The following is a 25,882-nucleotide window of genomic DNA, read 5'->3' as shown; positions in this document are numbered from 1 at the left end:
CGAACGGGCGACTGACCACCGCCGCCACCGCCCGTCCCGGGTCCACCGCCGGGATTGTTTCCGCCGGTTTGTGGGCAGAGCACGTCGGTCAGCGGGTCACAGACCGGTTGGCCAGGCATGCCCGGGAGACCCGGCAGACCCGGCGGCGGAGCCGCCGGCTCCTTGCCGTTGCCCTTCGTGACGTCGCCCTCGCCGGTGACGCTGGGCAGAGGGATCTCCTCCTGCCCGTTGAGGGCGGTGTTCATGTACTTCTCCCAGATCGGACCGGGGAGCGTCGAACCACCGATGTCCTTGCCGCTGGCGAGCCGGATCTCCGGCTTCTTCGGGTCCCTACTGCCCACCCACACCGCGGTGGCGATCTGCGGGGTGTAGCCGACCGTCCAGGCGTGCGAGTTGTCGTCCTTGTCGTACTCCCAGGTGCCGGTCTTGGCGGCGGCTTGGCGGCCGTCATCCAGGCTGAACTTGTTGACACCGGGGATCTGCTTGAGGACACCGGTGACCTCGTCGGTGACCTTCTTGTCGATCCGTTGCTCCGGCTTGATGCGCTCGCTGCCGACGACCTTCCACTTGCCGGTGTCCTTGTCCTGCTGCTCCACCTTGATGACGAAGTGCGCCTTGATGTACTTACCGTCGTTCGCGAACGTGGCCAGCGCGTTGGCGTGGTCGAAGACGGTGATCGGGTACTTGCCGAAACCGGTGTAGTTGTCGAACGGGTTCGGCCCCTTCTTGGACAGGTCGAAGGGCTGTGGCGGGTCGACGCCCCACATGGTGGTCACGCCGGCCTTCCTGGCCATGTCGACCACCTTCTGGGAACCGATCGTGTCGGCGACCCAGTAGAAGGGCACGTTGTACGACTGGACCGTCGACTCTTCGAGGGTGCACCACTTGCCGCACTTGAGGTTGGTGCGGCCGGCGTTGCCGATTGCGACCGCGGAGCCCTCGGGCTTGTACGGCGTGGGGTCCCAGTGCGACTTCACCGAGATGCCGGCCTCGATCGCGGCGGCCAGGGTGTACACCTTCATCGAGGAGCCCGGCTGGTGGCCGCCGGTGAGATCACCGTTCTTGTCGGTGTTCTTGCCGGCGTAGTCGAAGTCGGCCCCGCTGTCACCGCCGTAGTAGGCGAGCACCCGGCCCTTCTTCGGGTCGATCGACACCACCGCAGCCATCAGGTTCTTGGGCTGGTCGTTGAGCTCCGAACCCTTCTTCGACTGCATGGCGACGTTCTCCGCGGCGGCCTGCAGCCTCGGGTCAATGGTGGTGGTGATCCGGTAGCCACCGTCGCGCAGCGCGTCCACACAGCTCGTCTTGCCCTCCGCGCCGGTGTCGGAGCAGAGGCCCATCGTGTCCATCTCCTGGCGCACGTAGTTGATGACGTTGCCGCGAGGGCTGTCGACCCCGAACCCGTTGCCGCCCTTCTTCGGCGGCAGCACCTTGGGGTAGGCGGTTGGCGCCGGCGGCTGCCCGGGGGCGTCCACCCAGCCCTCCTTCTTCATGCCGGCGATCACGTAGTCCCACCTCGACCGGGCGTCGGTCGGGTTGACCGCCGGGTCGTAGCCCTTGTGGGTGTCACTCGCCACCGGCTGCTTGATGACCGCCGCGAGCACCGCGCCCTCGCCCACGCTCAGGTCCTTCGCCGCCTTGCCGAAGTACGTCTGTGCCGCGGCCTCGATGCCGTAGGCACCGCGTCCGAAGTAGATCACGTTCAGGTAGTGCTGCATGATCTCCGGCTTGTCGTACTCCTCGCTGAGCTTGGAGGCGAGGATGGCCTCCTTCACCTTCCGGCCGTAGCTGTCGTCCTGGAGGTTCTCGAACGCGTTGCGGGCGTACTGCTGGGTGATCGTCGAGGCACCCTGCTTGTCACCACCGGAGACGTTGTTCCACGCCGCCCGGACGATGCCCTTGTAGTCGACGCCCGAGTGCCGGTAGAAGTTCCGGTCCTCGGCTGCCGCCACCGCGTGCTGCACGGGCTCCGGAATCTGGCTGATGGTGACGAAGGTGCGGTTCTCGCTGCCCAGCTTGGCGAGCTGGGTCTTGCCGTCCTTGGCGTAGACGGTGGTGGACAGCGGCAGCGGCATCTCGTTGGGCATGACCACGTTGGTCGAGTAGTAGGTGAACCCGACCACACCGAGCCCGGCGAGCATGATGAAGACCGCGAAGCCGGCGATCAGCAGGTTCAACCGCTTGCGCTTCTTGGCCCGCGCCGCCCCGGCTGGGCCACCCGCACCGCGACCGCCCCGACCTGGGCCGTTCGGCCCACCAGGGCCGCCGGGCCCGCCAGGCCCGCCGGAGACGGGTGAGACGCTCGCCCGAGCGACCGCGGCACGGCCGCCCACCGAAGCGGAGCCGACGCTGGCCCGACCCGCCGAGGCGGCGCCGACAGAGGCCGCGCCGACCGCGGCTCGGCCCGCCGGTGCTCCCGGTGCCGGGGACATGGGCACGGAGGCTCGACCCGCGCCGGCACGACCGGCGGCCGCACCCGGTGCCGGGGACACCGGCACCGAGGCCCGTCCGGCCCGGCCCGGGGTGGCCGACCCGACCGATGCGGACCCGGCGGCACCGCCGCGCGGTGGGACCGCTGCCGACCCACCGACGGAGGCGCGTCCGCCGGAGGCACGCGGTGTGACCGAGGCGCGACCGGGGGACGCCGGGGTGTCCGGGGCCGACCAGCCACTCCCGCGCGACTCACCGCCCGGCCGGCGGTACGCGTCGTCCGCGCCCGGTCCGGGGTCGCCGTCCGGGCCCGGGGACTGGCCCCGTCCGCGCGCAGAACTGGGATCGCCGTACGAGTTCATTCCTCACACCCTGCCGGTCGCGGTGGGGCGCGACTGCGCCGCCACCGGGTTGCCGTGAGTTGCTTCACCCGGGACGCCGGCACGAGGGTGCCGGTCCGCCGGGGTCATTGCAGTATCAAAGGGGCTAATCAGACCAACGAGCGGTCGGCCGTCCCGGGTCGTGTCCACGGCCCCGGGGCCGGTCGAGCCAGCTGCGATCACCGTTGCGCCTCTCGCCTCCGCCGACCGGTGCCTCCGGCACCCGCCGCGTCCTGCTCGCCATCGCTGTCGCCGCTGATGCCATCCCGGCCGAGCAGGTACTGCTCGACGAGATGGTTCCAGTCACAGCCGAGGCACACCTCCACCACGAAGACCTGAAACTCACGCAGCGTCATCGCCAGCACGGGCAACTCGGCCAGAGTCCGAGCCTGACCGGCGGACTGCTTGAGCTCGTCGCCGTAAATGTAGTGGACGTTTGTCAGGTTCTCGCTGCGACAGATGGGGCAGCGCTGGTCAGTCGGCTCACCGTGGAACCGAGCGGCGTTCTTCAGGTACGGCGACGCGTCGCAGACGTCGTAGGTGCCGACGCGGCCGGCCAGGAGCTCGCGCAGCACCGCTCGCTTCTGAAGCGAGTAGTCGACCACCTGGCGAGACGTACGCATGCGGAGAAGGGTACGCGGTCCGGCCCGACCAGGCGACCACCGTCACGATCCGTGACAGCGGCATCTCGGAACGAGGGTTTGCCCTGACCCCGGCCGACCCGCTAACGTGCGATGTATCGGTCCGATACATCGTGGCGGTTACGGCTCCACGCCGGGGGTAAGAGGGGATGGCCAGTGCTCGAGTTCGCCATTCTCGGCCTCCTGCAGGAGTCTCCAATGCACGGCTATGAGCTGCGCAAGGAGCTGACCGCCAAACTCGGCGCGATCCGGGCGGCGATCAGCTACGGCTCGCTCTATCCGACCCTGCGCAGGTTGCAGGCGGCCGGATGGATCACCGAAGCTGCCGAGACGCCCGCCACCGCCGAGGAGGTTCCCGCGCTGACCAGCCGACGAGGTCGGGTGGTCTACAAAATCACCGCGGAGGGCAAGGAACGCTTCGCCCAGCTGATCGCACACGCCGGGCCGGAGACGTACGACGACACGGGCTTCGGAGTGCACTTCGCGTTCTTCGCCCGTACCGACCAGGCGACCCGCCTCCGCATCCTGGAGGGTCGCCGCCGCAAGATCGAGGAGCGTCGCGAAGGACTTCGTGACGTGCTGGGCCGTGCGGCCGAGCGCCTCGACGCTTACACCCTGGAACTGCAGCGCCACGGCCTCGATGCCTGTGAGCGCGAGGTCCGCTGGCTGGAGGAGCTCATTGCGAACGAGCGCTCCGGCCGAGCCCCGACGGTCCCGAACATCGGGACGGCCGGTGGCCGACGAGAAGACAACAGCCCGCCTCCACCTGGAGAGACCAGGAAAGAGCGGCCGTGACAGAAAAGAAGGAGGCAGACGCTATGGGCTCCGTCCGCGTCGCCATCGTCGGTGTGGGTAACTGCGCCTCGTCCCTGGTTCAGGGCGTCGAGTACTACCGGAAGGCCGACCCGAACGACCGCGTCCCGGGTCTCATGCACGTCGCCTTCGGCGATTACCACGTCTCCGACGTGGAGTTTGTCGCGGCGTTCGACGTGGACGCCAAGAAGGTGGGCATGGACCTCGCGGAGGCGATCGTCGCCAGCGAGAACAACACCATCAAGCTCTGCGACGTGCCGCCGACCGGCGTCAGCGTGCAGCGCGGCCCGACCTTCGACGGTCTGGGCCAGTACTACCGTGAGATCGTCGAGGAGTCCGACGCCACCGAGGTCGACGTGGCGCAGGCGCTGCGCGACTCGCAGGTCGACGTCGTCGTCTGCTACCTGCCCGTCGGCTCCGAGCAGGCTGCCAAGTTCTACGCCCAGGCGGCGATCGACGCTGGTTGCGCGTTCGTCAACGCCCTGCCGGTCTTCATCGCCTCCGACCCGGAGTGGGCGCAGAAGTTCACCGACGCTGGCCTGCCGATCGTCGGTGACGACATCAAGAGCCAGGTCGGCGCCACCATCGTGCACCGCGCGCTGGCGAAGCTCTTCGAGGACCGTGGCGTCGAGCTGCTGCGCACCTACCAGCTCAACTTCGGCGGCAACATGGACTTCATGAACATGCTGGAGCGTAAGCGGCTGGTCTCGAAGAAGATCTCGAAGACCCAGTCGGTCACCTCGCAGATCCCGCACGAGATGAGCAAGAGCGACGTGCACATCGGCCCGTCGGACCACGTGCCGTGGCTGGACGACCGCAAGTGGGCGTACATCCGCCTGGAGGGCCGCTCGTTCGGTGACACCCCGCTCAACGCCGAGCTCAAGCTCGAGGTGTGGGATTCTCCGAACTCGGCCGGCGTCATCATCGACGCGGTCCGGGCCGCGAAGATCGCGCTGGACCGGAAGATCGGCGGCCCGATCCTGTCGGCCTCGTCGTACTTCATGAAGTCCCCGCCCGTGCAGTACGCCGACCACGACGCCCACCAGGCCGTCGAGGAGTTCATCGCCGGTGAGGTCGAGCGCTGATCCGCTGAGCTTCACCCACGGCCGAGGGCCGGGTCCGAACGGACCCGGCCCTCGCCGCGTTCAGTGCTTCGTCACCGGGGTACGGCGGCGAATCTACTTCCAGCTCGGCGTGCCCTGCTTGGCTGCGGCCGCCCGCTTCGCCTTACGCTGCTCAGGCGACTCGCCGCGCGCCGTCGCGCCAGCGGCAGAAGGCAGGATGCCCGGGTTGACCGAACCGACGCCGACCACGAACGCCACCACGTCGATGATGATGTGGGTGGTCCGGGCGGCGTAGACGGAGATGGCGTCAGTCACATCCGTTGCATTGCTGCCGATGCCCGCCACGAACGAGTTCGAGATCACCTGGTTCGGCAGGTAGTTGATCGTCGAGAAGTTCGCCGGGCGCGGGGTGTTGAACGGGAAGATCTGCACGAAGCCGCTGGCGACCGCGGTGGTCACGGTGAGGTTGCCGAAGAGGGCGTCACCGAAGAAGACGAAGTCGCTCAGGTCGATGTGGATGGTCTTTCCGTCGCGCAGTCGACCCGAGCTGTCCAGGTTCGACGAGGCGTTGATGATCCGGGTACGCGTGTTCGCCGCCCGGGTGTCGACGAGCCGCTGGGGCACGATCGGGACGATCTGGTTCGAGTTGCCGGTGGTGTGCACGAAGTCGACGAACGCTTCGCCCTGGTACTGCGCGGAGACGACCTGGAAGTTGCCGTACTTGTCCACGCCCAACGAGCCGACCGGAGACTGGTCGTTCAGGTAGTCCCCGCTCGGAGTCAGGTGCAGCGCCGGGCCGGAGAACTCCACGCCGTCCGGGTTGGTGCTCTTGTTCGTGTTCGCCAACCGCAGGGTCGGTCCGGCCGACGTGCTGCTCAGTGTCGTGTTGGAGTTACCGGCGGAGTTCAGAACGCCCTGGAGCACCGGCTGGCCCTGGTCGGCCTGGGCCGGGCCTGCGATGGCGGCACCCACCACGGTGGTGCCGGCGACGCCGGCGGCGACGGTGCCCGCGCGGCGCAGCAGCCGGCGGCGGTTGACGGTCTTGTCATCGTTGTCGGTCATCGGTCCCCCGCAAGAGTTGGTGAAATGACGCCCGATCATGACGGTTGCGGCACGGCGTCCACATCGACCGATCGGTCGATAACCGAGACTGATTCAATTCGACGGTTCGGTCAGGACCACGCCTGCTGCAGGGCCACGCGGGCCTCCAACTCCAACAGGTGCACCTTGCGCGGCAGGCCGCCCCCGAAGCCGACCAGCCGGCCGCCGGCGCCGACGATGCGGTGGCAGGGGACGATCACCGGGATCGGGTTCCGGTTGCAGGCCACGCCCACCGCCCGGGCCGCCCCGGGGTCACCGACCCGCCGCGCCACCTCACCGTAGGTCCGGGTCTCGCCGTACGGAATCAGGGTCATCTCACGCCACACCGCCCGCTCGAAGTCCGAGCCGCGAGGAATCGACACCGGGACGGTGAACCCGGTCAACTCACCGGCGAAGTACGCCCGCAGTTCGGCGACGGCCTGCCGGGACACGGCGTGGTCGGGTTCGTCGGCCGCCGTGTCGACCCGACCGAAGTGCGTGCCGCAGACGGTCACACCGTCGCTGGCCACGGAGAATTCACCAATCGGTGAGTCGAGCACGGTCCAGCGCATCCATCCATTGTCCCCGCACCGGGCGAGGTGGCCACACCCCGACCACCGCCGTCCCGCCGCACGCCGGTCCACGCCCGAGCGGTGTCCCTGCGGAACGGGTCGACCAGGAGATCGATCTCGCCTGCCGGCCAGCCGTCGGACGTTGCGTGACGTCGATACCGTGCAGGTCGTGGCCACGGGGACGCTCATTTTTCTGATCATCGGTGGTGCGGGTGTCGGTGTGCTGGCGCTCGCCCTGCTCGGCACCGAGCTGCTCCAGTTCGGGCACGCCGACGTGGACGGGCCGATATCGATCGAGACGGTCGCCGGCTTCGCCGGGGCGTTCGGGTTCGGCGGGGCCATCGTCAACGAACTGGTTGGCGCGCGTACCCCTGGCATGATCGCGGGCGCGGCGGCCGGCGGCCTGCTCGCCGCCGTGCCCACCGCCTGGTTGGCGTCCCGGCTGAGCCGGGCGGCGCGGAACATGCGCACCGATCCCACCCCCACCCGCGACGACCTGGTCGGCGCGCTCGGCCTGGTCGTCACACCGGTGCCGGTCGGCGGCTACGGCGAGGTTCGGGTACGCGTCGCCGGCCAGCCGGTCAAGCTCAACGCCCGCGCCGACCAGCCGATCCCACTCGGCGCCCAGGTCTTCGTCGTGCAGGCGCTCAGCGAGACCAGCGTGCAGGTCGAAACCTACTGAACTCCTCCTTCCTAGACGGGACTGGACATGCCCCTGTTAATCGCCATCGGCGGCGCGGTACTCCTCGTACTCATCCTGGTGATCTTCGTGCTGTCCCGGATCAAGGTGGCCGGGCCGAACGAGGCGTTCATCGTCACCGGCCGCAAGGGCCGCACCACCCAGACCGCCGACGGCGCGCGGTCGACCGACATGTCGGGTCAGAAGGTCGTGCTGGGCGCGTCGGTCTTCGTGCTGCCCGTGGTGCAGAAACTGCAGTCGCTCGACCTGTCCAGCCGACGGATCGACGTCGGCATCCGGGGCGCGGTCAGCAAGCAGGGCATCCGCACCGACCTGCACGGCGTGGCGATCGTCAAGGTCGGCGGGACCGAGGACGCGATCCGGGCCGCCGCGCAGCGGTTCCTGCACCAACAGGACGAGATCGACAACTTCACCCGGGAGGTGCTGGCTGGCGCGCTGCGCTCGATCGTCGGCCGGCTCACCGTCGAGGAGGTGATCCGGGACCGGGCGGCGTTCGCCAGCGCGGTCGCCGAGGAGGCCGAGCACTCGATGACCAACCAGGGTCTCGTGCTGGACACCTTCCAGTTGCAGGACATCCTCGCCGAAGGCTCGTACCTGCAGGACCTGGGGCGGCCCGAGGCGGCCCGGGTGCTCAAGGACGCGGCCATCGCCGAGGCACGCGCCCGGCAGCACGCCGAGCAGGAGCGGCTGCTCGCCGAGGAGGCCATCGCCGAGGCGAACCGGAACCTGTCCCTCAAGCAGGCCGGCATCCAGGCGGAGATCGACGCCGCGAAGGCGAAGTCCGCGGCGGCTGGGCCACTCGCCCAGGCCGAACGCGACCAGGCGATCCTGTCCGAGCAGCAGAAGGTGGCCGAGCGTAACGCCGAGCTCAAGCAGCGCCAGCTCGACACCGAGGTGCGCAAGCCGGCCGACGCGGCCCGGTACAAGGTGGAACAGGAGGCCGAGGCTGCGCGCAACGCCGCGGTGCTGAACGCCGACGCGCAGCGGCAGGCCGTGATCGCCGCCGCGCAGGCCGTCGCCGAGCAGGCCCGGCTGACCGGTGAGGGCGAGCGGGCCCGGCGGGCCGCGCTGGCCGAGGCGAACGCGATCGAGGGCGCCAAGGAGGGTGAGGCCGAGCAGCGTCGGCGCTCCGCCATCGCCGAGGCGGTCGAGCGGGAGGGCACGGCCGAGGCCGCGGCCATCCTGGCCCGGGGGCAGGCCGAGGCCGAGGCGATGGCGCGCAAGGCCGAGGCGTTCGCCGCGTACGGGGAGGCGGCGGTGCTGGATCTGCTGGTCAAGGTCCTGCCGCAGGTGGTCGAGGCGGCCAGCGCCCCCATCGGTGCGATCGACAAGATGACCGTCATCTCCACCGACGGCGCGTCGTCGCTGACCAGGTCCGTGGCCGGCAACGTGGCCCAGGGGCTCCAGCTCGGCAGCGACCTGACCGGGATCGACCTGGCCGGCCTGCTGGCCCGGCTCAGCTCATCGTCCACCACCGCCGGCAACGGCACCTCCGGCGGCAGGGGCACCACGGCCGTGGACGGGACGGCCGTCGAGACTCGCTGACCCCGGACGCTGACGGGCGCCGCCGCCGGAAGCCGGGGGTGGTGCCCGTCGCCGTACGGGAGCCGGCGAGCTACGTGATCAGACCCTCCGCGCGGGCCCAGCGCAGCAGCTCCGCCTCGGCGGCGTCGCGGTCCAGCGGCCCGTGCTCCAGGCGCTGCTCCTTGAGATGCTTCCAGGCCCGCCCCACCACCGGCCCCGGCGGTACGCCGAGCAGCTCCATGATCGCGTTGCCATCGAGGTCGGGACGGACCCGGGCGAGATCCTCCGCGCTGGCGATCCGGGCGATCCGGTCCTCCAGCGCGTCGTAGTCGGCCGCGAGTTGGGCGGCTTTGCGCCGGTTGCGGGTGGTGCAGTCCGAGCGGGTCAGCTTGTGCAGCCGGGTCAGCAGGTCACCGGCGTCCGCGACGTAGCGGCGCACCGCCGAGTCGGTCCACTCGCCGCGCCCGTACCCGTAGAAGCGCAGGTGCAGCGCGACCAGCGCGGTCACCTGCGCGGTGACGTCCTTGGGGTAGCGCATCGCCTTCATGCGGGCCTTGGTCAACCGGGCGCCGACCACCTCGTGGTGGTGGAAGCTGACCCGCCCGTCGGGCGCGGCCGCCTTGGTCGCCGGCTTGCCCACGTCGTGCATGAGGGCGGCCATCCGCAGGATGAAGTCGCAGCCCTCCGCCTCGAAGGAGACCGCGTTCTCGACGACCGTCAGCGTGTGCTCGTAGACGTCCTTGTGCTGGGCGTGCTCGTCGATCTCCAGCTTCAGCCCGGTCAGCTCCGGAAGGAACCGCTCGGCCAGCCCGCTGTCGACCAGCAGTCGCAACCCGGTGACCGGGTCGGCCCCGCAGAGCAGCTTGGTGAACTCGTCGCGGATCCGCTCGGCGGTGATCCGGTCCAGGTCGGCGGCCATCCGGCCCATCGCCGCGTGCACGTCCGGGTGCACGGCGAAACGCAGCTGCGCGGCGAACCGGGCGGCCCGCAACATCCGCAGCGGGTCGTCACCGAAGGACTCGCTGGGGGCGCTCGGGGTGCGGATCACCCTGGCGGAGAGATCGTCCAACCCGCCGTGCGGGTCGGTGAACCGGTGCTCCGGCAGGCTGACCGCCATCGCGTTGATGGTGAAGTCGCGCCGCTTCAGGTCCTCCGAGAGGCTGGTGCCGTACACCACCACCGGGTTGCGGCTGACCTGGTCGTACGACTCGGCGCGGTAGGTGGTGATCTCCAACCGGAGGCCGTCGCGCTGCGCGCCGATCGTGCCGAACTCCCGGCCGGTCTCCCAGATCGACTCGGCCCAGCCCTTGATGATCCGCAGCGTCTCGTCCGGGTGCGCGTCGGTGCAGAAGTCCAGGTCGTCGCCGAGCCGGCCGAGCAGCGCGTCGCGTACCGAACCGCCCACCAGGTGCAACTCGTGACCAGCGCGGACGAACCGGCGGCCCAGCTCGTCGGCGACCGGGGAGACCCGGAGCAGTTCGGCGACGGCGCTGCGCTGCGCGGCGGTGAGTTCGCGGCGGTCGGCGGCATGGGGAGTGGAGGCTTCGAACATGGGACCGCCAGCCTATCGGGCGTGGTCCGCATCCCATCCGCTGGGCGCGGGTAACGGGTAGCGGTTGACTATGGTCTGTGACGTGCGGGTCGGTGCCCGGCTCGACGTACCCCTGGGAGGCTGGAGATGAGCGGCGGGCTCTACCGCAGCGCTAACGCCACGCCGGACGGTAACGTGCCGCCGGCTGACGGGGCGGTCTTCATCTCCGCGGAGCCGCTGAACCAGCCTGGCGTGGAGGCCACGGCACCACCGCCGGAGATCGTCGCCGAAACCAGCGCCGCTGCGAACAGCGCGGTCATGGCGGTCGGCAGTCTGGTGAGCCGGGGCACCGGGTTCATCCGGAATCTGATGATCGGCGCCGCCCTCGGCAACCTGATCGGCAACGCCTACACGACCGCCATATTCCTCCCCAACCAGGTGTACGAGTTCCTCCTCGGCGGGGTCCTGACCAGCGTGCTGATCCCGGTGCTGGTCCGACGCCGCAAGAGCGACGCGGACCGGGGCGAGGCGTACGCCCAACGGCTGCTCACCCTCGCGGTGCTGGCGCTGGCCGCCGCGGCCCTGATCGCCGTGGCATCGGCGTCCTGGCTGACCGCCATCTATGCCAGCGGCAAGGACGAGGCCTACACCGATCTGATCACGCACCTGTCGTGGCTGATCCTGCCGATGCTGTTCTTCACCGGCTTCAGTGCGCTGATCGCCGCGGTGCTGAACACCCGGGGCCACTTCGCCGCGCCGATGTGGGCTCCCATCCTCAACAACCTGGTGGTGATCGGCGTCTTCGGTCTCTACATCCTGGTCTACGGAGCGAAGGGGCTGCAGCCGTCGGAGATGGGCACCGGCCGGATCCTGCTGGTCGGTGGCGGCACCCTGCTCGGCGTGGCGGTGCAGACCGCCGGTCTGCTGCCGGCGCTGCGCAAGGTCGGCTTCCGGTGGCGGTGGCGGTTCGACTTTCGCAAGCTGGGGTTGCGCGAGCTGGCCCAACTCGGTGCCTGGATGTTCTGCTACGTGGCCGTCAACCAGCTCGGTCTCTTCGTGGTGGTCAACCTCCTCACCCGGGCAGCGGGCGAGGACCAGGCCGGCATCCTCATCTACAACAACGTCTTCCTGCTGCTGATGATGGCGCACGGCATCATCGCCGTCTCGATCATCACGGCGCTGATGCCCAGGATGGCCGCCGCCGCGGCGGACGGCCGGTTCCACGATGTCACCGCCGACCTCTCCCGGGGCGTCCGGATGGTGACGGCGGTGCTCGCACCCATCGCGGTCTGCTACGCGGTGCTCTCGACCCCGATCTCCGTGGTGGTGTTCCGGTACGGTGCCTTCAGCGCCGAGAACGCGACGGCCACGTCGACCGTGCTGCTGGCTGCCGCGATCGCCCTGGTGCCGTTCGCGATCAGCCAGCTCTTCACCTTCGCCTTCTACGCGCTACCGGACACCCGCACCCCGGCCCTGATCAACATTCCGGTGGTGGCGCTGCGGGTCGGTGTGCAGGTCGTGCTGTTCGTCGCCTTCGCCGCAAACTTCGCGGCGGCCGGGATGATGATCGGCAACGCGGTCTCCTACCTGGCTGCGGCGGTCGCCTCCGCCTGGTTGCTCCGCCCGCGGGTCGGCCGCATCGGCCTGGGCGCCATCATGCGCACCCTCGGCCGGGTCGTGATCGCCGGGCTCGGCGCGGCACTTGTCGGTTGGCTGGTGATCAGCGTTCTGCCGGGCGACGACACGCCGAGCTGGACCGAGGCGGCGATCCAGTTGATCGTCGGCGGGGCGGTGATCGGCGGGTCGTACCTCGGGCTGGCCATGGCACTGCGGATCGGGGAGATCACCGAGGTGGTCGGCATGGTCCGCCGCCGACTCGGTCGCTGACCGCAACCGCCCACACCCCCGCCACAGCCCACACGGACGGTAGTCGCGGATCACCAACCTGGGGATGCGCCTGTGGATAACTCCGCGATTCGCCGGTCAGACACCGGATCGTCCTGTGGACAACCAACCGTACGGCTGAGCGTGGCGGCCCGATCGGGGGGAAGATGGTGGTGAGCGAAGGCGTCACCGTGCCCCAGCCCCGGGCTTCAGCCGCTTGCGGTGAAGCCGTAGATTGGTCGGTACATGTGCCAGCAACGTGGCCGAGACTGGTCGTAACCGGACGACTTCCCCGACATACGGCACCTGCGCCGGCTGCGGCGGGAAGATGACATGTCGGGGATACGGGCAACCCAGGTAAGGTCGCTCTCGACGGGTACGGCAGGCGCCGACGCTGCGCGTCGACACCGGTCGGCCGGTTCCTTCGACGGCAGAGCGGGAAGCCACATGCCCAGCAGTTCGGGTCCATCGATCGACACGATCACCGAGGGAGGACGGGTGACCCAGGTCGGCGAGGGTCAGGAGGCGGACGAGAGCGCTCCGCCGGTCATGACCTTCGGTGCTCCCACGGCCGGTGAAATTCTCGCCGAGCGGTACGAGTTGGTCGAGCACATCAACAACGACAGCGCGGGTCGGCTGGTCTGGCGCGGGGTCGATGTCATCCTGCGCCGACCCGTCGCGGTGGTGCTGCGCTACCCGGGTGGCGACTCCGCCACCGAGATGCTCCAGGCCGCCGTCGCGGCCAGCCGGGTGATCCACCCCAACCTGGTCGGCGTGTACGACGCGATCGACGAGGCCGAGCGGGCGTACGTGGTGCGCGAGTGGGTCGACGGGCAGTCCCTGCGCGACCTGGCGGCCGAGGGTCCCCTGGACCCGGCCCGGGCCACTGCGATCGGCAACGCCGTCGCCAGTGCCCTCGCCGCCGTGCACGCCACGGGGATGGTGCACGGCAACGTCCACCCCGGCACGGTGATGATCAGCGACGAGGGCCGTGTCGTGCTGGCCGACGCGCGCACCGACGGCGCCGACAGCCAGGAGAACGACATCCGGGCGGTCGGCGGCGTCCTCTACTTCGCCCTGACCGGCCACTGGCCGCACTCGGAGGCACCGCTGCACGGAGCCACCGCCGGCCATGGCCGGGCCGCCATTCCGGACGCCGTCCGGGACGCTGGCGGCGGCATCGCCGCACCCCGTCAGGTCCGGGCCGGCGTGCCCGCGTACCTGGACGACCTGACCATGGACCTGCTCGACGCCGAGATCGCGCCGCCCTCCTCGGACGTGCTCGCTGCCGAACTGGCCCGGCTGGACGTGCCGGCAGAGGACGAGCACTACCTGGAGAACAGCGGGCCGCTGCGGTTCGCCGCCGACACCGAGGAAGAGCCCTCGCCGCTGGCCGCGGCGGGCGGTCGCAAGGTCGCCGTGGGCATCGCCGGCCTCCTGGCGGTCGCCCTGGTCGGTCTGCTGATCGGCATCAGCGCGTTGAACGGCGACGACAAGAAGCCACAGAACAACCCTGCGGCCGCGCCCACCTCCAACGCCCCTGCCGGCGAGGCCACCCCGGCCGCCGTCACCCTGCGGAACCTCCGCGTGCAGACTGTCCGGATCATCGACCCGGACGGTAAGCGGGACGAGCTCGCCGGTGCCGACAAGATCACCGACGGCGACTCGGACAAGGGCTGGGGCACCGACACGTACACCACGGCCAAGTTCGGCAACCGGAAGTCCGGCATGGGGGTCTTGCTGGACCTGGGCTCGCCGCACACGGTCAAGTCGGTGCAGGCTGTGCTCTCCAGTCAGGGCGCCACCGCGCAGCTGCTCGCCGGCAGCGCCGGCTTCCCGTCCACCTCCAATGGGGACAAGCAGCTGGTGGCGAGCTACAAGACCGAGATCGGTGTGTTGAAGGATCACGACGGCACCACAATGGCCTTCAATGGTTTCGGCGCCGACCAGAAATACCAGTACCTGCTGTTCTGGGTTACCGAGCTGCCGGCCAGCGACCGAGGTTTCCAGGTCGACATCCAGGAGATCACGGTCCAGGGGACGTGAGCCGAGCACCACGGATCGGACGCCTCATCCGCTGGACGTGCTGATGGACGGGCGCGACGCCGCAACGGACCTGGAGCTGCTGCGCGCCCACGCCGCAGGCGACCGGGACGCCTTCGCGGTGCTGTTCCAGCGGCACCGGGATCGGCTCTGGGCGGTGGCCCTGCGGACGATCGGCGACCGGGAGGAGGCCGCCGACGCCCTCCAGGACGCGCTGCTGTCGGCGCACCGGGCCGCCGGCAGATTCCGGGGCGATTCCGCCGTCACCACCTGGCTGCACCGCATCGTGGTGAACGCCTGTCTGGACCGGATCCGTCGCCGGCAGGCGCATCCCACCGTTCCGCTGCCCGACGGCAACCGCATCGGCGACGCCTCGGGAACCGGAGGCGTGGAGCCCGCCGCGCCTGCGCACGACCAGGACACCGCGTTGGTGGTCCGTGAGGCCCTCGCCGCACTGCCCTTCGAGCAGCGGGCAGCCCTGGTGCTGGTGGACGTCCAGGGCTACCCCGTCGCCGAGGTGGCCCGCATCCTCGGTGTCGCCGAGGGGACGGTGAAGAGCCGCTGCGCCCGGGGCCGGGCCCGGCTGGCGGTGCTGCTCGGGCATCTGCGTCCCGCCGCCGGGGCGGGGACGCCATCGGCCGACCCCGGAACAGAGCCGGGAGCGGACGTGCCCGCCGTCACGCCGGGGAACCCCCGTCCGGCGGAGGGCGTCGGATCAGGGCCGGGTCGGTACCGGCGGGACGCCAATCAGGAGGACACGTGACCACCGAGGAGTTCAGGGAGGTCGACGACGACCTGCTCGCTGACTACCTCGGCGGGGCGTTGGACGGCACGCCGCAGCAGTCGGAGGTGGCCCGCCTGGTGGACGCGGACCCGGGCTGGGCCCAGGCGTACGCGCTGCTGGCCACGGCGGTGACGGCGGTCCGCGCTGATCTCGGCCGTCTGACCGAAGCCGCACCGGAGGTGCCGTCCGCGGTCGCCGAACGACTCGCCGCCGCGCTGGCTGCGGCTGACCCGGTGCGCGACGGCACCTCGACGGGCCAGGACGCCACCGGTGGCACGTCCAGGGGCGGGTCGGATGCCGGCAGTGCCGCGCGGGTGGTCGTTCCGGCGCAGGGCGGCAGCGCTCCCGGCCGCCCGGCCACCGGCCCCGCCGAGTCGGGGCGCGGCACGGCCACCGGTCCGGGTCGCCGTGGGCGACGCTGGGCCCGGCGTGGGGCACCGGCGGTGGCGGTCGCGGTGGTCGCCGTTCTGGCGGCCGGGTTCGGCCTGAGCCAGCTGTCGAGGAGCGCCTCGGACACCGCCGGCAGCACCGCCCTGAACCAGCCGGCGAGCGCACCCGAGGACGCGGCTGCGGCCGGTGCCGTGCGCACGACCGGGCCCCCACTGCGCAGCGGTACGGACTACACGCCGCAGACGCTCGGTGGGGTCACGACGGGGCCGCCTGATCGTCAGGGGGTCAGCAGTGCCCCCGGCGGGCAGCCCGGGGTGGACGCCGACGGTGGCCGTCGGCCCTCGCCGAGTGGTCTGGACCAGCTGGCCCGGTTGACCGACGAAGCCGCGTTGACCAGCTGCCTGGCCGACGTGGCGGCCGAACACGGATCAGCTCCGCTGGTGGTCCAGGTGATCGACTACGCGGAGTTCCGGGGCGAGCCCGCGCTGGTGATCCGGTTCACCGATTCGGCCGGGCTCCGCTGGGCCTGGGTGAGCGGCCCGGAGTGCGGCGTCCCCGGGTCCGGCTCGGACAGCCGGTATTCGGCGCGGGTAGGGTGAATCCACGGTCACCGGCGCGATGACCTTCTACGTGACCTGACCCACCGGATGCCCGTCCCGGGAATCCCCGGTTCGTACGATGGCGTTCTGGAAGTCAGTTTCGGCGACCACCCAGGGCGCCGGACTTGGGTCGGCATCGGTGCGCGCCGACGTCGAATACACACAACTCGGGAGACGGCAGTGGACGAGGTCCGCAACCTGATCATCATCGGCTCCGGGCCGGCCGGTTACACGGCGGCCGTCTACGCCGCGCGCGCCAACCTGAAGCCGCTGATCATCGAGGGCGTGCAGTCGGGTGGCGCTCTGATGACCACGACCGAGGTGGAGAACTTCCCCGGGTTCGCCGACGGCATCCTCGGCCCCGAGCTGATGGACAACATGCGTAAGCAGGCCGAGCGGTTCGGTGCCGAGTTCCTCACCGACGACGTGACCCGGGTGGAGCTGGCGGACACCGGCGACGCCGGCGCCGAAGCGGTGAGCACCGTCTGGGTCGGCGAGACCACCTACCGGGCCCGCGCCGTCATCCTCTCCACCGGTTCGGCCTGGCGTCCGCTGGGCGTGCCGGGTGAGCAGGAGTTCCTCGGCCACGGTGTCTCCTCCTGCGCCACCTGTGACGGGTTCTTCTTCCGCAACCAGCACATCGTGGTCGTCGGCGGCGGCGACTCGGCGATGGAGGAGGCCAGCTTCCTCACCCGCTTCGCCGACTCGGTCACGATCATCCACCGGCGCGACTCCTTCCGCGCCAGCAAGATCATGGCCGACCGGGCGCTGGGCAACGAGAAGATCAAGGTCGAGTGGAACAGCGCCGTCGAGGAGATCCTCGGTGCCGATGGCAAGGTCACCGGCGTACGGGTCCGCAACGTGCACACCGGCGACACCAAGGTGATGGACGTGACAGGCGTTTTCGTGGCCATCGGCCACGACCCTCGCAGTGAGCTCTTCCGCGGCCAGGTCCAGATGGACGACGAGGGCTACGTGAAGGTCGAGGCGCCCAGCACCCGGACGAGCGTGCCCGGTGTCTTCGCCGCTGGTGACCTGGTCGACCACACCTACCGTCAGGCGATCACCGCGGCCGGCACCGGCTGTGCCGCCGCGCTCGACGCCGAGCGGTTCATCGCGACGCTCAGCTGACAACCGAAAGGGGCACATAGTGGGAAATACCAAGGCGGTCACCGACGCTAGCTTCGTCGCTGACGTGCTGCAGGCCGACAAGCCGGTTCTCGTGGACTTCTGGGCCGAGTGGTGCGGGCCGTGCCGCAAGGTGTCGCCCCTGCTCGAGGAGATCGCGGGCGAGATGGCTGGCCAGGTCACCATCGTCAAGCTCAACATCGACGAGAACCCGGAGACCGCTCGGGCCTACCGGGTGATGTCGGTGCCGACGCTCACGGTGTTCAAGAACGGCCAGCCGGTGCAGTCGATCGCCGGCGCCAAGCCGAAGGGCGAGCTGGTCAAGCTCATCCAGTCGGCTCTCTGACCAGCAGGAACGTCACAGCGCACCCCGTACCCGGTCATCGGGTGCGGGGTGTGCTGCCTTCCGGTCCCACGCCGCCGGCGTTTTTTCCGCCCGAGCCACCTCACCGCCCCGGACCGCATAACCTCAAGCCGGGGCCGCCCGGCCAGCCAGCGTCGTGCAGAGGGGGTCCGTGCGTGCGTCCGATCCGACCCGGTGACCGGGGACCCGCGGTAACCGAGATCCGTACCATCCTCACCGGCCTCGACCTGCTCGCCTCCGCCGCCGGATCCGACGATTTCGACCTGGACACCGAGCGGGCGGTCCGTGCGTTCCAGCAGTCGCGCGGGCTCAGCGTGGACGGCCGCGTCGGATCGGAGACCTGGGGTGCCCTGGATGCCGCCCGCTGGCGGCTCGGCGCCCGCACCCTCTACCACGCGGTGCCCGAGCCACTCACCGGCGAGGACGTCCGGTCGCTCCAGGAGCGACTGCTCGAGATGGGGTACGACGTGGGCCGCGCGGACGCCATCTACGGCATCCGGACCTCCCGGGCGGTGGCCCAGTTCCAACGCGAGGTCGGCCTCACACCCGACGGCTCCTGCGGGCCGCAGACCATGAACGCGCTACGCCGGATCGGCCGCAAGGTGGTCGGTGGCCGACCCCAGTGGCTGCGCGAGTCCGACGCGATCCGGCAGTCCGGGCCGGCGCTGGTCGGCAAGACGGTCGTCATCGACCCGGGCCACGGCGGCACCGACCCGGGCATGGTGGTGCCGGACGGGCCGCTGCGCTGGACGGAGGCGGACCTGGTGCACGACCTGGCCAGCCGGCTGGAGGGGCGGCTCGCCGCGTCCGGGGTGCGGGTGCAGCTCACCCGTGGTCCCGCTCCCGACAGCTGCCTGCCGGACACCGACCGCGCGCTACTGGCCAATTCGCTGGGTGCCGACGTGTTCATCTCGCTGCACCTGGACGGGCATGCCAACCCGGACGCCGAGGGCGTGGCGACATACCACTACGGCACCGACAACGGGGTGACCTCGGCGACCGGCGAGCGACTGGCCGGGCTGGTGCAGCGGGAGATCGTCGCGCGGACCGGGCTGCGCGACTGCCGTACCCACGCCAAGGCCTGGGACCTGCTGCGGCTGACCAGGATGCCGGCGGTCCGGGTCGAGGTCGGCTACCTCACCTCGCCCGCCGACCGCGCCCGCCTGGTCGACCCCCGGTTCCGGGACAAGGTGGTGGAGGCCATCGTGGCCGCGGTCCAACGGATGTACTTCCCGATCGAGCGGGACGTGCCGACCGGTTCGATCGACGTCAGCGAACTGCGGGCGGTGGTGGCCGCCGGCACGGTGGTCGACTGAGACCGATGGTGGTCGGGCCGTTCGGTCAGCCGCTGGTGGAGCGGGTCGCCGGGGCCGGACGGACCGGACGGAGCAGGGTGTCCGGGCTCATCGAACCGAGCAGCTTCTCCAGCGCGTACTCGACGTCGGACTTCCAGCTCAACGCGGTGCGGAGTTCGAGCCTCAGCCGGGGGAAACGAGGATGCGGACGTACGGTTTTGAAACCGACGGAGAGGAAGAAGTCGGCCGGTGCGACACAGCCGCCCGCCGAATCATCCGCGTCGCCGAACTTGGCGTCGCCGAACGCCTCGATCGCCTTGATTCCCCGCTTGGTCAGATCCCGGGCGACACCCTGCACCAGCATCCGACCCAACCCGCCGCCGGCGAACGCGGCGACCACGTTGGCGGTCATCAACAACGCCGCGTCGGCGGAGACCGGCGACGTGGGGAAGGCCATCGAGCGGGGTACGTAGGCGGGCGGGGCGTACATGACGAAACCCGCCGGCATGCCGTCGACGTACGCGAGTTTTCCGCACGAACCCCACTCCAGCAGCGTCTGCGAGACCCACGCTTCCTTTTCGAGGCCCGGATCCCCGGCGGCGCAGGCACGGTCGGCGGAGACCGGGTCCAACTCCCAGTAGACGCACTGACGGCACGGACGAGGAAGATCTTCCAACGTGTCGAGGGTCAGGCTGACCAGACGTCGCGACATTGGCGCATCCCCACAATAGGCTCGGTGGTAGGACCGGCATCGCCGCCTTCCTGCCCCCCGACGAGCGATCGTACGCCGCCGATCGGCGGCAGGGGGAGAGGACGCGCAGATGCCCATCCCGATGGGGGACGCCGGCTGCGGTCCGGGATGTGGACGGTCCGCCTCGGCACGCCGACACCCTGGCTCAGGCGGACTAGGATCGACAATCGGTGTCCCCGCCGCCATGGTCGCCAGCGTCCGGGGTACCCGGGGCGGGAGCCACCCGAGCAGCGATCGAGGTGAGGTCATGACCGGCACGACGCTCGACGACTACACCGACCGGTACGCCCGGCGCGTACGCGGAATGACCGCCTCGGAGATCCGAGCACTCTTCGCGGTGGCCAGCCGCCCGGAGGTCGTCTCCCTCGCCGGCGGAGCTCCGTACATCGCCGCCCTGCCCCTCGACGCGGTCGGCGAGATGCTCGGCCGGCTCGGCTCCGAGCACGGCGTGACCACCCTGCAGTACGGCATCGGTCAGGGCACCCTCGAGCTGCGCGAACGGATCTGCGAGGTGATGACGCTCTCCGGGATCGACGCCGCCTGCGGCGCCTCACCCGAGGACGTGGTGGTCACCGTCGGCGGGCAGCAGGCACTGGACCTGGTGGCCCGACTCTTCCTCGACCCGGGTGACGTGGTGCTCGCCGAGGGCCCGACGTACGTCGGTGCTCTCGGCGTCTTTCAGGCCGCCCAGGCGCAGGTGGTGCACATTCCGATGGACGCCGACGGGCTGATCCCGGAGGCCCTGGAGGGCGCCATCGCCGACCTGGCCCGGGCGGGCCGGCGGGTGAAGTTCCTTTACACCATCCCGACCTACCAGAACCCGACCGGTGTGACGCTCAGCGAGGAACGCCGGGAACGCGTCCTCGACATCTGTGAGCGAGCCGGCCTCCTCGTGGTCGAGGACGACCCGTACGGCCAGCTGGGTTTCGAGGGTGAGGCACCCGCGCCGCTGCGGGCCCGCCGTCGGGACGGCGTCTTCTACCTCAGCACCTTCTCCAAGACCTTCGCTCCCGGGCTGCGGGTCGGCTGGATCCTGGCGCCGCACGCGGTCCGCGACAAGCTGGTCATCGCCAGCGAGGCGCAGATCCTCTGCCCCAGCGGCTTCGCCCAGGCGGCGGTCTCCACCTACCTCGGCACCATGCCCTGGCGGCAGCAGCTCAAGGTCTACCGCGAGGTCTACCGCGAACGCCGGGACGCCATGCTCGACGCGCTGGCCGATCTGATGCCCGAGGGCACCAGTTGGACCACGCCGGCCGGCGGTCTCTTCGTCTGGGCCACCCTGCCCGAGGGGCTCGACTCGAAGGCCATGATGCCGCGCGCCGTCGCCGCCCGGGTCGCCTACGTGCCCGGCACCGGCTTCTACGCCGACGGCACCGGCACCGGCACCATGCGGCTGAACTTCAGCTTCCCGCCGCCCGAGCGGATCCGTGAGGGCGTCCGCCGGCTGGCCGGTGTGATGGAGCAGGAGATCGCAATGCGCCGGGTCTTCGGCGCCGTGGGCGGCGCCGCCGGGCGGCGCGGCCAGGCCGGCTCCGACGTGCCAGGGCCCGACTTGGCATGATGCCGGCATGGGTACGACCGCTTTCGAGCGCTTCCTCGTGACCGATCCCGCCGCCGCGGCCGACCTGCGCGTGCTGGTGCTCGCCGGCGGGCTCTCCTACGAGCGGGACGTGTCGCTGCGTTCCGGTCGTCGGGTGCTCGACGCGCTGCGCGCCGTGGGAGTGGAGGCCGAGCTGCGGGACGCCGACGTGGCTCTGCTCCCGGCGCTGGCCGCCGACCCGCCGGACGCGGTGGTGATCGCACTCCACGGCGCCACCGGCGAGGACGGCTCTCTGCGCGGCGTGCTGGACCTGTGCGGCATCCCGTACGTCGGCTGTGACGCCCGTGCCTCCCGGCTCGCCTGGGACAAGCCCTCGGCCAAGGCCGTGCTCCGTGAGGCCGGCATCCCCACCCCTGACTGGGTGGCCCTGCCGCACGACCGCTTCTCCGAGCTGGGTGCGGTGGCCGTACTGGATCGGATCGCCGACCGGCTGGGCCTGCCCCTGATGGTCAAGCCGGCCCAGGGCGGGTCAGGGCTGGGCGCCGCCGTGGTCCGGGACGCCGCGTCGCTGCCGGCCGCGATGGTCGGCTGCTTCGCGTACGACTCCACGGCCCTGGTGGAGCGCTACGTGCCCGGCATGGACGTGGCGGTCTCCGTGGTCGACCTCGGCGACGGACCGCAGGCGCTACCGCCGGTGGAGATCGTGCCCCGCAACGGGGTGTACGACTACGCCGCGCGCTACACGGCGGGGCGGACCACGTGGCACGCCCCGGCCCGGCTCGACCCGGAGGTGGCCGCCACCGTGGCCGACGTGGCCCTCGCCGCTCACACCGCACTCGGTCTGCGCGACCTCTCCCGCGTCGACGTGATCGTCGACGCTGCCGGTCAGCCGCACGTGCTGGAGGTCAACGTCTCACCCGGTATGACGGAGACGTCGCTGCTCCCGCTCGCCGTGCAGGCAGCCGGCCTGGACTTCGGTCGACTGCTCGGCTCTCTGGTCCACCGGGCCGGCGCTCGCCGCACCACCGCCTGAAGATCCGCACCCGACTGGCGTCTCAGCGCGCCAGCCGGTCATGAGGTTGGCGGCGGTCGCGCGTCCCGTTGGCCAACCCCATGACCAGGCTGACGATCAGCGAGTCCTGTGCCCGTCAACCGGGGTGCCAGAACCGTTCGCGGCTGGGGCGTCGGCCGCAGCGCGGCCGTCCGCCGCCGTTGCCGTGGTGGTCGGACTGGTGGTGTCATCCACCTCGACGGTGTCGGGGGAGGCCGTCGGTTTGGCGGCAGCCTCTCCGGAGTCGGTGTCAGGCTCCGAGCCGGCGGTTCGCGCGGGTGCCGGTCCGGTGGCTCCGGCCGCTTGCTTCGCTGCCCTGCCCTCCGGTGACGGCCCTGCTGCCCCGGCCGTGGGTGCCGGCTCGATGGCCTCGGCCGAGGCCATCCTCTCGGTGTCTCTGGCTTCGGCTGCCGCCTTCGTGGGTGCCGGTTCGGTAGCTCCGGGCGCTGATGCCGGTTCGGTAGCTCCGGGCGCTGATGCTGGTTCGGTAGCTTCGAGTGCTGATGTCGGTTCGGTGTCAGCGGGCCCGGGTCCGGTTGTGCGGAGTGCCTCGGTGTTGCTGCCATCGTCGTCGGGGCCGGTGCCTGAGGTGGACTCCGGCGAGGGCTCCGGGATCTCCTCTGCCGCCTCGATGACCGACACAGCCTCTGCCGCGGCAGCGGCGGCGTCCGCGGCCGCAGACTGGGCCAACAGGCTCGATGGCGCCTGCCACTGGATGCGGGGCGGCTCAGCGAGCGGCCGGCCCCCGAACTCGGCGAGCCAGGCCGCGACGAGCGCGAGATTTTCCCGCCACTGCGCCTCGGAGATCGGCGGCAGGATCGAGTCCCACAGCGACAGGAACGTCCCCCGCAGCTGAAGTCGGCCGTACGGCCGCGCGAGGAACCACATGTGCAGGTGGGCCGAGCCATCGCCCCACCGGTTGACGTGCACCCGCGCCACGTCGTCGAGCGAACGGATGGCCCGCTCCAGACGTACCGTCATCACGCCCAGCTCGGCGGCGAGCAGGTTCGGCAGGTCACCAAGGTCGAGATGGGTGCGGGATTCCAGGATGAGCACCATGGGCAGACCGGTGGGGCGGTCCATGGCGCGTACCCGCCACCGCTCTCCCACCCAGATGTAGGCGTCGTCGGGCGCGTTGCAGGCGGTGCATTCCCGGAGGCCCTCGCCCTTGCGTGGCGGTTCGATCGGGACCGGATCGTCGAGCTGCTTCACGCGGAGGTCGCCCTCGAAGGGAAAAGAGGGCCACTGGGTGAAGTCCGGGACTGAGGGAGGGGTGTCGTGCACGACGCTGACCCTAACCGAGTCTGGCACCGCTGTCCCTACCTGTTTGCTCGGGGCTTGCCCGCTCGAATCAGTGCTGGTCGTCGATTGACGCACGGTCACCACCGCAACGACGCAGCCGGTGTCCACAGGCTGCCGAGATCCCCAACACAGGCCGTCATCCACAGGCTGATACCCGCTCTCACGCGGTGTTTCACGTGAAACAGGGGGTGCCTGTGGACAACGGGTGTGGATAACTTTTCGGCCCTTCGCTCGTTGCCGGAGACCCCCGGCTCCGACGCACCAAAGGTGATCTCGCCGACATCGGCACAGCGGGGGCTGGACCCGATGTTGCGCAGAGCGCAGCGCCGGCCGGGCCAGCCTTCGAGGCCGGCGGGTGAGCGGCTGACGACGGACCGACGGTCGTCCTGGGTGAGCGCGGCGTACGCCTCTAGTTCCCGAGACGCCCGTGTCGACGCTCCTCTCCCTGGCTGTGCCGCGCCAGCGTCCTCTCGACTCAGAGCCAGAGATTGGTCGCCAGGTCGGTCGCCCGTTCAGGACAGCGCGACACCTGCTCCTCTCGGGCCAGAGCAGCCGGCGGGCGGGCAGCAGCCGGCGAGCGGTTAGCGGCTGGCGCAGCCGGCGAGCGGTTAGCGGCTGGCGCAGCCGGCGCGGTGACGTCCCTGGCTCTGGCACCGCAGAAAGGGCTCTGGTGGTTCCCAGTTGGCCGCTGAAGCCGGTTGGACGGTGTACGCACTCGCGCTGGCGCGACCCGGAGGAAGCGGCGCTGGAGATGGAGAGCGAGCGAGCGCTGCATTTCAGCGAGAAGCAGCCCGGAGGCTCTGGACCATGCAAGACCACCAGGCCCGGATCACAAGGCGGCAGTGAGCCGCTGAGCGGCGTGCAGAAGCCCATCAGGATTTCCTCCGGCAAGCGCGGACGCAACCGACGCCTTTGAGCCGCCGTTTCACGTGAAACAGCCGAGGGGCGACGCGAGCGTGGAGGCTCTGCTCCCGTCGCATGCGAGCAACCGGACGTCGTGTCCCCTCGACGTCGACCTGAGGAGCACTGCGGCGGTTTCACGTGAAACGGCAGAGGAGGACAAGGAACGGCCGCGCACCCCGATGGGATGCGCGGCCGCAGGACGAGGGGGAGATCAGTCCCCGGCCTCCTCCTGTTGCACTCCGATGATCCCGACGATCCGCTCCAGATCGTCGACCGTGGCGAACTCGATAGTGATCTTGCCCTTGCTGCGGCCGATGTCGACCTTCACCCGGGTGTCGAATCGGTCCGACAGTCGATCGGCGAGGTCGGTGAGGGCGGGCGCGTGCGGCTTTGGGCGCCGCTTCGCGGCCTGACCCTTGGCCGGCCCGTCGTTGAGGGTCAGGGCCACGATCTCCTCGGTCGCCCGGACCGACAGCCCTTCGGCCACGATCCGCAGAGCCAACTGTTCCTGGGCTTCCGCCTCGTCGAGGCTCAGCAGAGCCCGAGCATGGCCTGCGGACAGGATCCCCGCGGCGACCCGACGCTGCACCTGCGCCGGTAGGTTCAGTAGCCGAATGGTGTTGGAGATCTGCGGTCGGCTCCGACCGATCCGGCGGGCCAACTCCTCGTGGGTGGCGCCGAACTCTTCCAGCAGCTGCTGGTACGCGGCCGCCTCTTCCAGCGGGTTGAGGTTGGCGCGGTGGATGTTCTCGAGCAGTGCGTCGCGGAGCATGGCGTCGTCACGAGTGTCCCGGATGATCGCTGGGATGTTCTCCCGACCGACCGCCTGGGCGGCCCGCCAGCGCCGCTCGCCCATCACCAGCTCGTACTTCTCGTCATCGAGCTGGCGGACCACGATGGGCTGGAGGAAGCCGACCTCCTGGATCGAGGTCTTCAGCTCCTCCAGTGCCTCCTCGTCGAAGACCTGGCGAGGCTGCTTCGGGTTGGGCAGGATCGCGTCGACCGGGATCTCGGCGAATCGGGCTCCCGGGACCGGGCTGAGGGTCGACTCCGCCTGTGCCGTCACGTCGGTCGGCGTCGTGGCCGGCAGAACGGCGACGGCCTCGTCATCCA

Annotated in this window: 19 protein-coding genes and 2 pseudogenes; 13 read left to right on the top strand and 8 right to left on the bottom strand. The window is 70.4% G+C overall.

The genetic code is table 11. The features are described from left to right. Window positions 1-14 precede the first annotated feature (14 nt). Together ACLJN9_RS08930 and ACLJN9_RS08925 are read right to left on the bottom strand one after the other, a co-directional pair. Window positions 15-2,792: pseudogene (locus tag ACLJN9_RS08930) on the bottom strand (transglycosylase domain-containing protein); the annotation flags it as partial. Between the two features lie 197 nt (window positions 2,793-2,989). After that, window positions 2,990-3,433 (bottom strand): DUF5318 domain-containing protein, encoded by a 444-nt coding sequence (locus ACLJN9_RS08925; protein ID WP_410810635.1) that lies wholly within the window; start codon window positions 3,431-3,433, stop codon window positions 2,990-2,992. A gap of 174 nt (window positions 3,434-3,607) precedes the next feature. On the opposite strand from ACLJN9_RS08925, the gene ACLJN9_RS08920 reads away from it, so the two are divergent. After that, window positions 3,608-4,246, top strand: a complete 639-nt coding sequence (locus tag ACLJN9_RS08920) for a PadR family transcriptional regulator (RefSeq protein WP_410810634.1) — start codon at window positions 3,608-3,610, stop codon at window positions 4,244-4,246. A gap of 23 nt (window positions 4,247-4,269) precedes the next feature. After that, window positions 4,270-5,349, top strand: coding sequence for an inositol-3-phosphate synthase (locus ACLJN9_RS08915; protein ID WP_410810633.1), 1,080 nt, complete (start codon window positions 4,270-4,272; stop codon window positions 5,347-5,349). 93 nt (window positions 5,350-5,442) lie between these two features. On the opposite strand, the gene ACLJN9_RS08910 is transcribed toward ACLJN9_RS08915, so the two are convergent. Beyond that, window positions 5,443-6,390 (bottom strand): hypothetical protein, encoded by a 948-nt coding sequence (locus ACLJN9_RS08910; protein ID WP_410810632.1) that lies wholly within the window; start codon window positions 6,388-6,390, stop codon window positions 5,443-5,445. A 110-nt stretch (window positions 6,391-6,500) separates the two neighbouring features. Further along, entirely contained in the window at window positions 6,501-6,980 is a 480-nt protein-coding gene (locus ACLJN9_RS08905) for a methylated-DNA--[protein]-cysteine S-methyltransferase (protein ID WP_410810631.1), read from the bottom strand. A 160-nt stretch (window positions 6,981-7,140) separates the two neighbouring features. Here ACLJN9_RS08905 and ACLJN9_RS08900 point away from each other — a divergent pair, with 160 nt between their 5' ends. Beyond that, entirely contained in the window at window positions 7,141-7,662 is a 522-nt protein-coding gene (locus ACLJN9_RS08900; protein ID WP_410810808.1) for a hypothetical protein, read from the top strand. Between the two features lie 27 nt (window positions 7,663-7,689). Beyond that, entirely contained in the window at window positions 7,690-9,225 is a 1,536-nt protein-coding gene (locus ACLJN9_RS08895) for a flotillin family protein (protein WP_410810630.1), read from the top strand. A gap of 70 nt (window positions 9,226-9,295) precedes the next feature. On the opposite strand, the gene ACLJN9_RS08890 is transcribed toward ACLJN9_RS08895, so the two are convergent. Continuing rightward, entirely contained in the window at window positions 9,296-10,756 is a 1,461-nt protein-coding gene (locus ACLJN9_RS08890; RefSeq protein ID WP_410810629.1) for a CCA tRNA nucleotidyltransferase, read from the bottom strand. A gap of 126 nt (window positions 10,757-10,882) precedes the next feature. Between ACLJN9_RS08890 and murJ the strand changes: the two genes are divergently transcribed. The 7 genes from murJ to ACLJN9_RS08855 all read left to right on the top strand — a co-directional run bounded on the left by murJ (window position 10,883) and on the right by ACLJN9_RS08855 (window position 19,243). Further along, the gene (murJ, locus tag ACLJN9_RS08885) at window positions 10,883-12,622 is read left to right on the top strand and encodes a murein biosynthesis integral membrane protein MurJ (protein WP_410810628.1); all 1,740 of its coding nucleotides are present in this window, start codon (window positions 10,883-10,885) and stop codon (window positions 12,620-12,622) included. Between the two features lie 444 nt (window positions 12,623-13,066). Continuing rightward, window positions 13,067-14,665: a protein kinase family protein gene (locus ACLJN9_RS08880; RefSeq protein ID WP_410810627.1), complete on the top strand. Its 1,599-nt coding sequence runs from the start codon at window positions 13,067-13,069 to the stop codon at window positions 14,663-14,665. A 43-nt stretch (window positions 14,666-14,708) separates the two neighbouring features. Beyond that, window positions 14,709-15,425, top strand: coding sequence for an RNA polymerase sigma factor SigM (gene sigM / locus ACLJN9_RS08875; protein ID WP_410810626.1), 717 nt, complete (start codon window positions 14,709-14,711; stop codon window positions 15,423-15,425). After that, window positions 15,422-16,435, top strand: a complete 1,014-nt coding sequence (locus tag ACLJN9_RS08870) for a hypothetical protein (protein WP_410810625.1) — start codon at window positions 15,422-15,424, stop codon at window positions 16,433-16,435. The genes sigM and ACLJN9_RS08870 overlap by 4 nt, the downstream gene beginning before the upstream one ends. 180 nt (window positions 16,436-16,615) lie before the next feature. Then, the gene (trxB, locus tag ACLJN9_RS08865) at window positions 16,616-17,566 is read left to right on the top strand and encodes a thioredoxin-disulfide reductase (RefSeq protein WP_410810624.1); all 951 of its coding nucleotides are present in this window, start codon (window positions 16,616-16,618) and stop codon (window positions 17,564-17,566) included. A 19-nt stretch (window positions 17,567-17,585) separates the two neighbouring features. Beyond that, the gene (gene trxA / locus ACLJN9_RS08860) at window positions 17,586-17,909 is read left to right on the top strand and encodes a thioredoxin (RefSeq protein WP_410810623.1); all 324 of its coding nucleotides are present in this window, start codon (window positions 17,586-17,588) and stop codon (window positions 17,907-17,909) included. Window positions 17,910-18,082: 173 nt separating this feature from the next. After that, a complete protein-coding gene (locus ACLJN9_RS08855) occupies window positions 18,083-19,243 on the top strand; it encodes an N-acetylmuramoyl-L-alanine amidase (protein WP_410810622.1) in 1,161 nt (386 codons plus the stop codon). Window positions 19,244-19,268: 25 nt separating this feature from the next. On the opposite strand, the gene ACLJN9_RS08850 is transcribed toward ACLJN9_RS08855, so the two are convergent. Next, on the bottom strand, window positions 19,269-19,934 hold the full coding sequence (locus ACLJN9_RS08850) for a GNAT family N-acetyltransferase (RefSeq protein ID WP_410810621.1): 666 nt from the start codon (window positions 19,932-19,934) through the stop codon (window positions 19,269-19,271). A 286-nt stretch (window positions 19,935-20,220) separates the two neighbouring features. Between ACLJN9_RS08850 and ACLJN9_RS08845 the strand changes: the two genes are divergently transcribed. Next, window positions 20,221-21,534, top strand: a complete 1,314-nt coding sequence (locus ACLJN9_RS08845) for a PLP-dependent aminotransferase family protein (protein WP_410810620.1) — start codon at window positions 20,221-20,223, stop codon at window positions 21,532-21,534. A gap of 7 nt (window positions 21,535-21,541) precedes the next feature. Then, window positions 21,542-22,546 (top strand): D-alanine--D-alanine ligase, encoded by a 1,005-nt coding sequence (locus tag ACLJN9_RS08840; protein ID WP_410810619.1) that lies wholly within the window; start codon window positions 21,542-21,544, stop codon window positions 22,544-22,546. Window positions 22,547-22,642: 96 nt separating this feature from the next. Here the strand turns inward: ACLJN9_RS08840 and ACLJN9_RS08835 are convergent, their stop codons facing one another. Beyond that, complete coding sequence (locus tag ACLJN9_RS08835) at window positions 22,643-23,623, bottom strand: hypothetical protein (RefSeq protein ID WP_410810807.1); 981 nt, start codon at window positions 23,621-23,623, stop codon at window positions 22,643-22,645. Between the two features lie 1,357 nt (window positions 23,624-24,980). After that, a pseudogene (locus tag ACLJN9_RS08830) lies at window positions 24,981-25,814 on the bottom strand (ParB/RepB/Spo0J family partition protein); the annotation flags it as partial. Between the last annotated feature and the right edge of the window lie 68 nt (window positions 25,815-25,882).

The organism is Micromonospora sp. 067-2 (assembly GCF_046549295.1).
Taxonomy (GTDB): domain Bacteria; phylum Actinomycetota; class Actinomycetes; order Mycobacteriales; family Micromonosporaceae; genus Micromonospora.
This window is presented reverse-complemented; position numbering and strand designations above follow the sequence as displayed.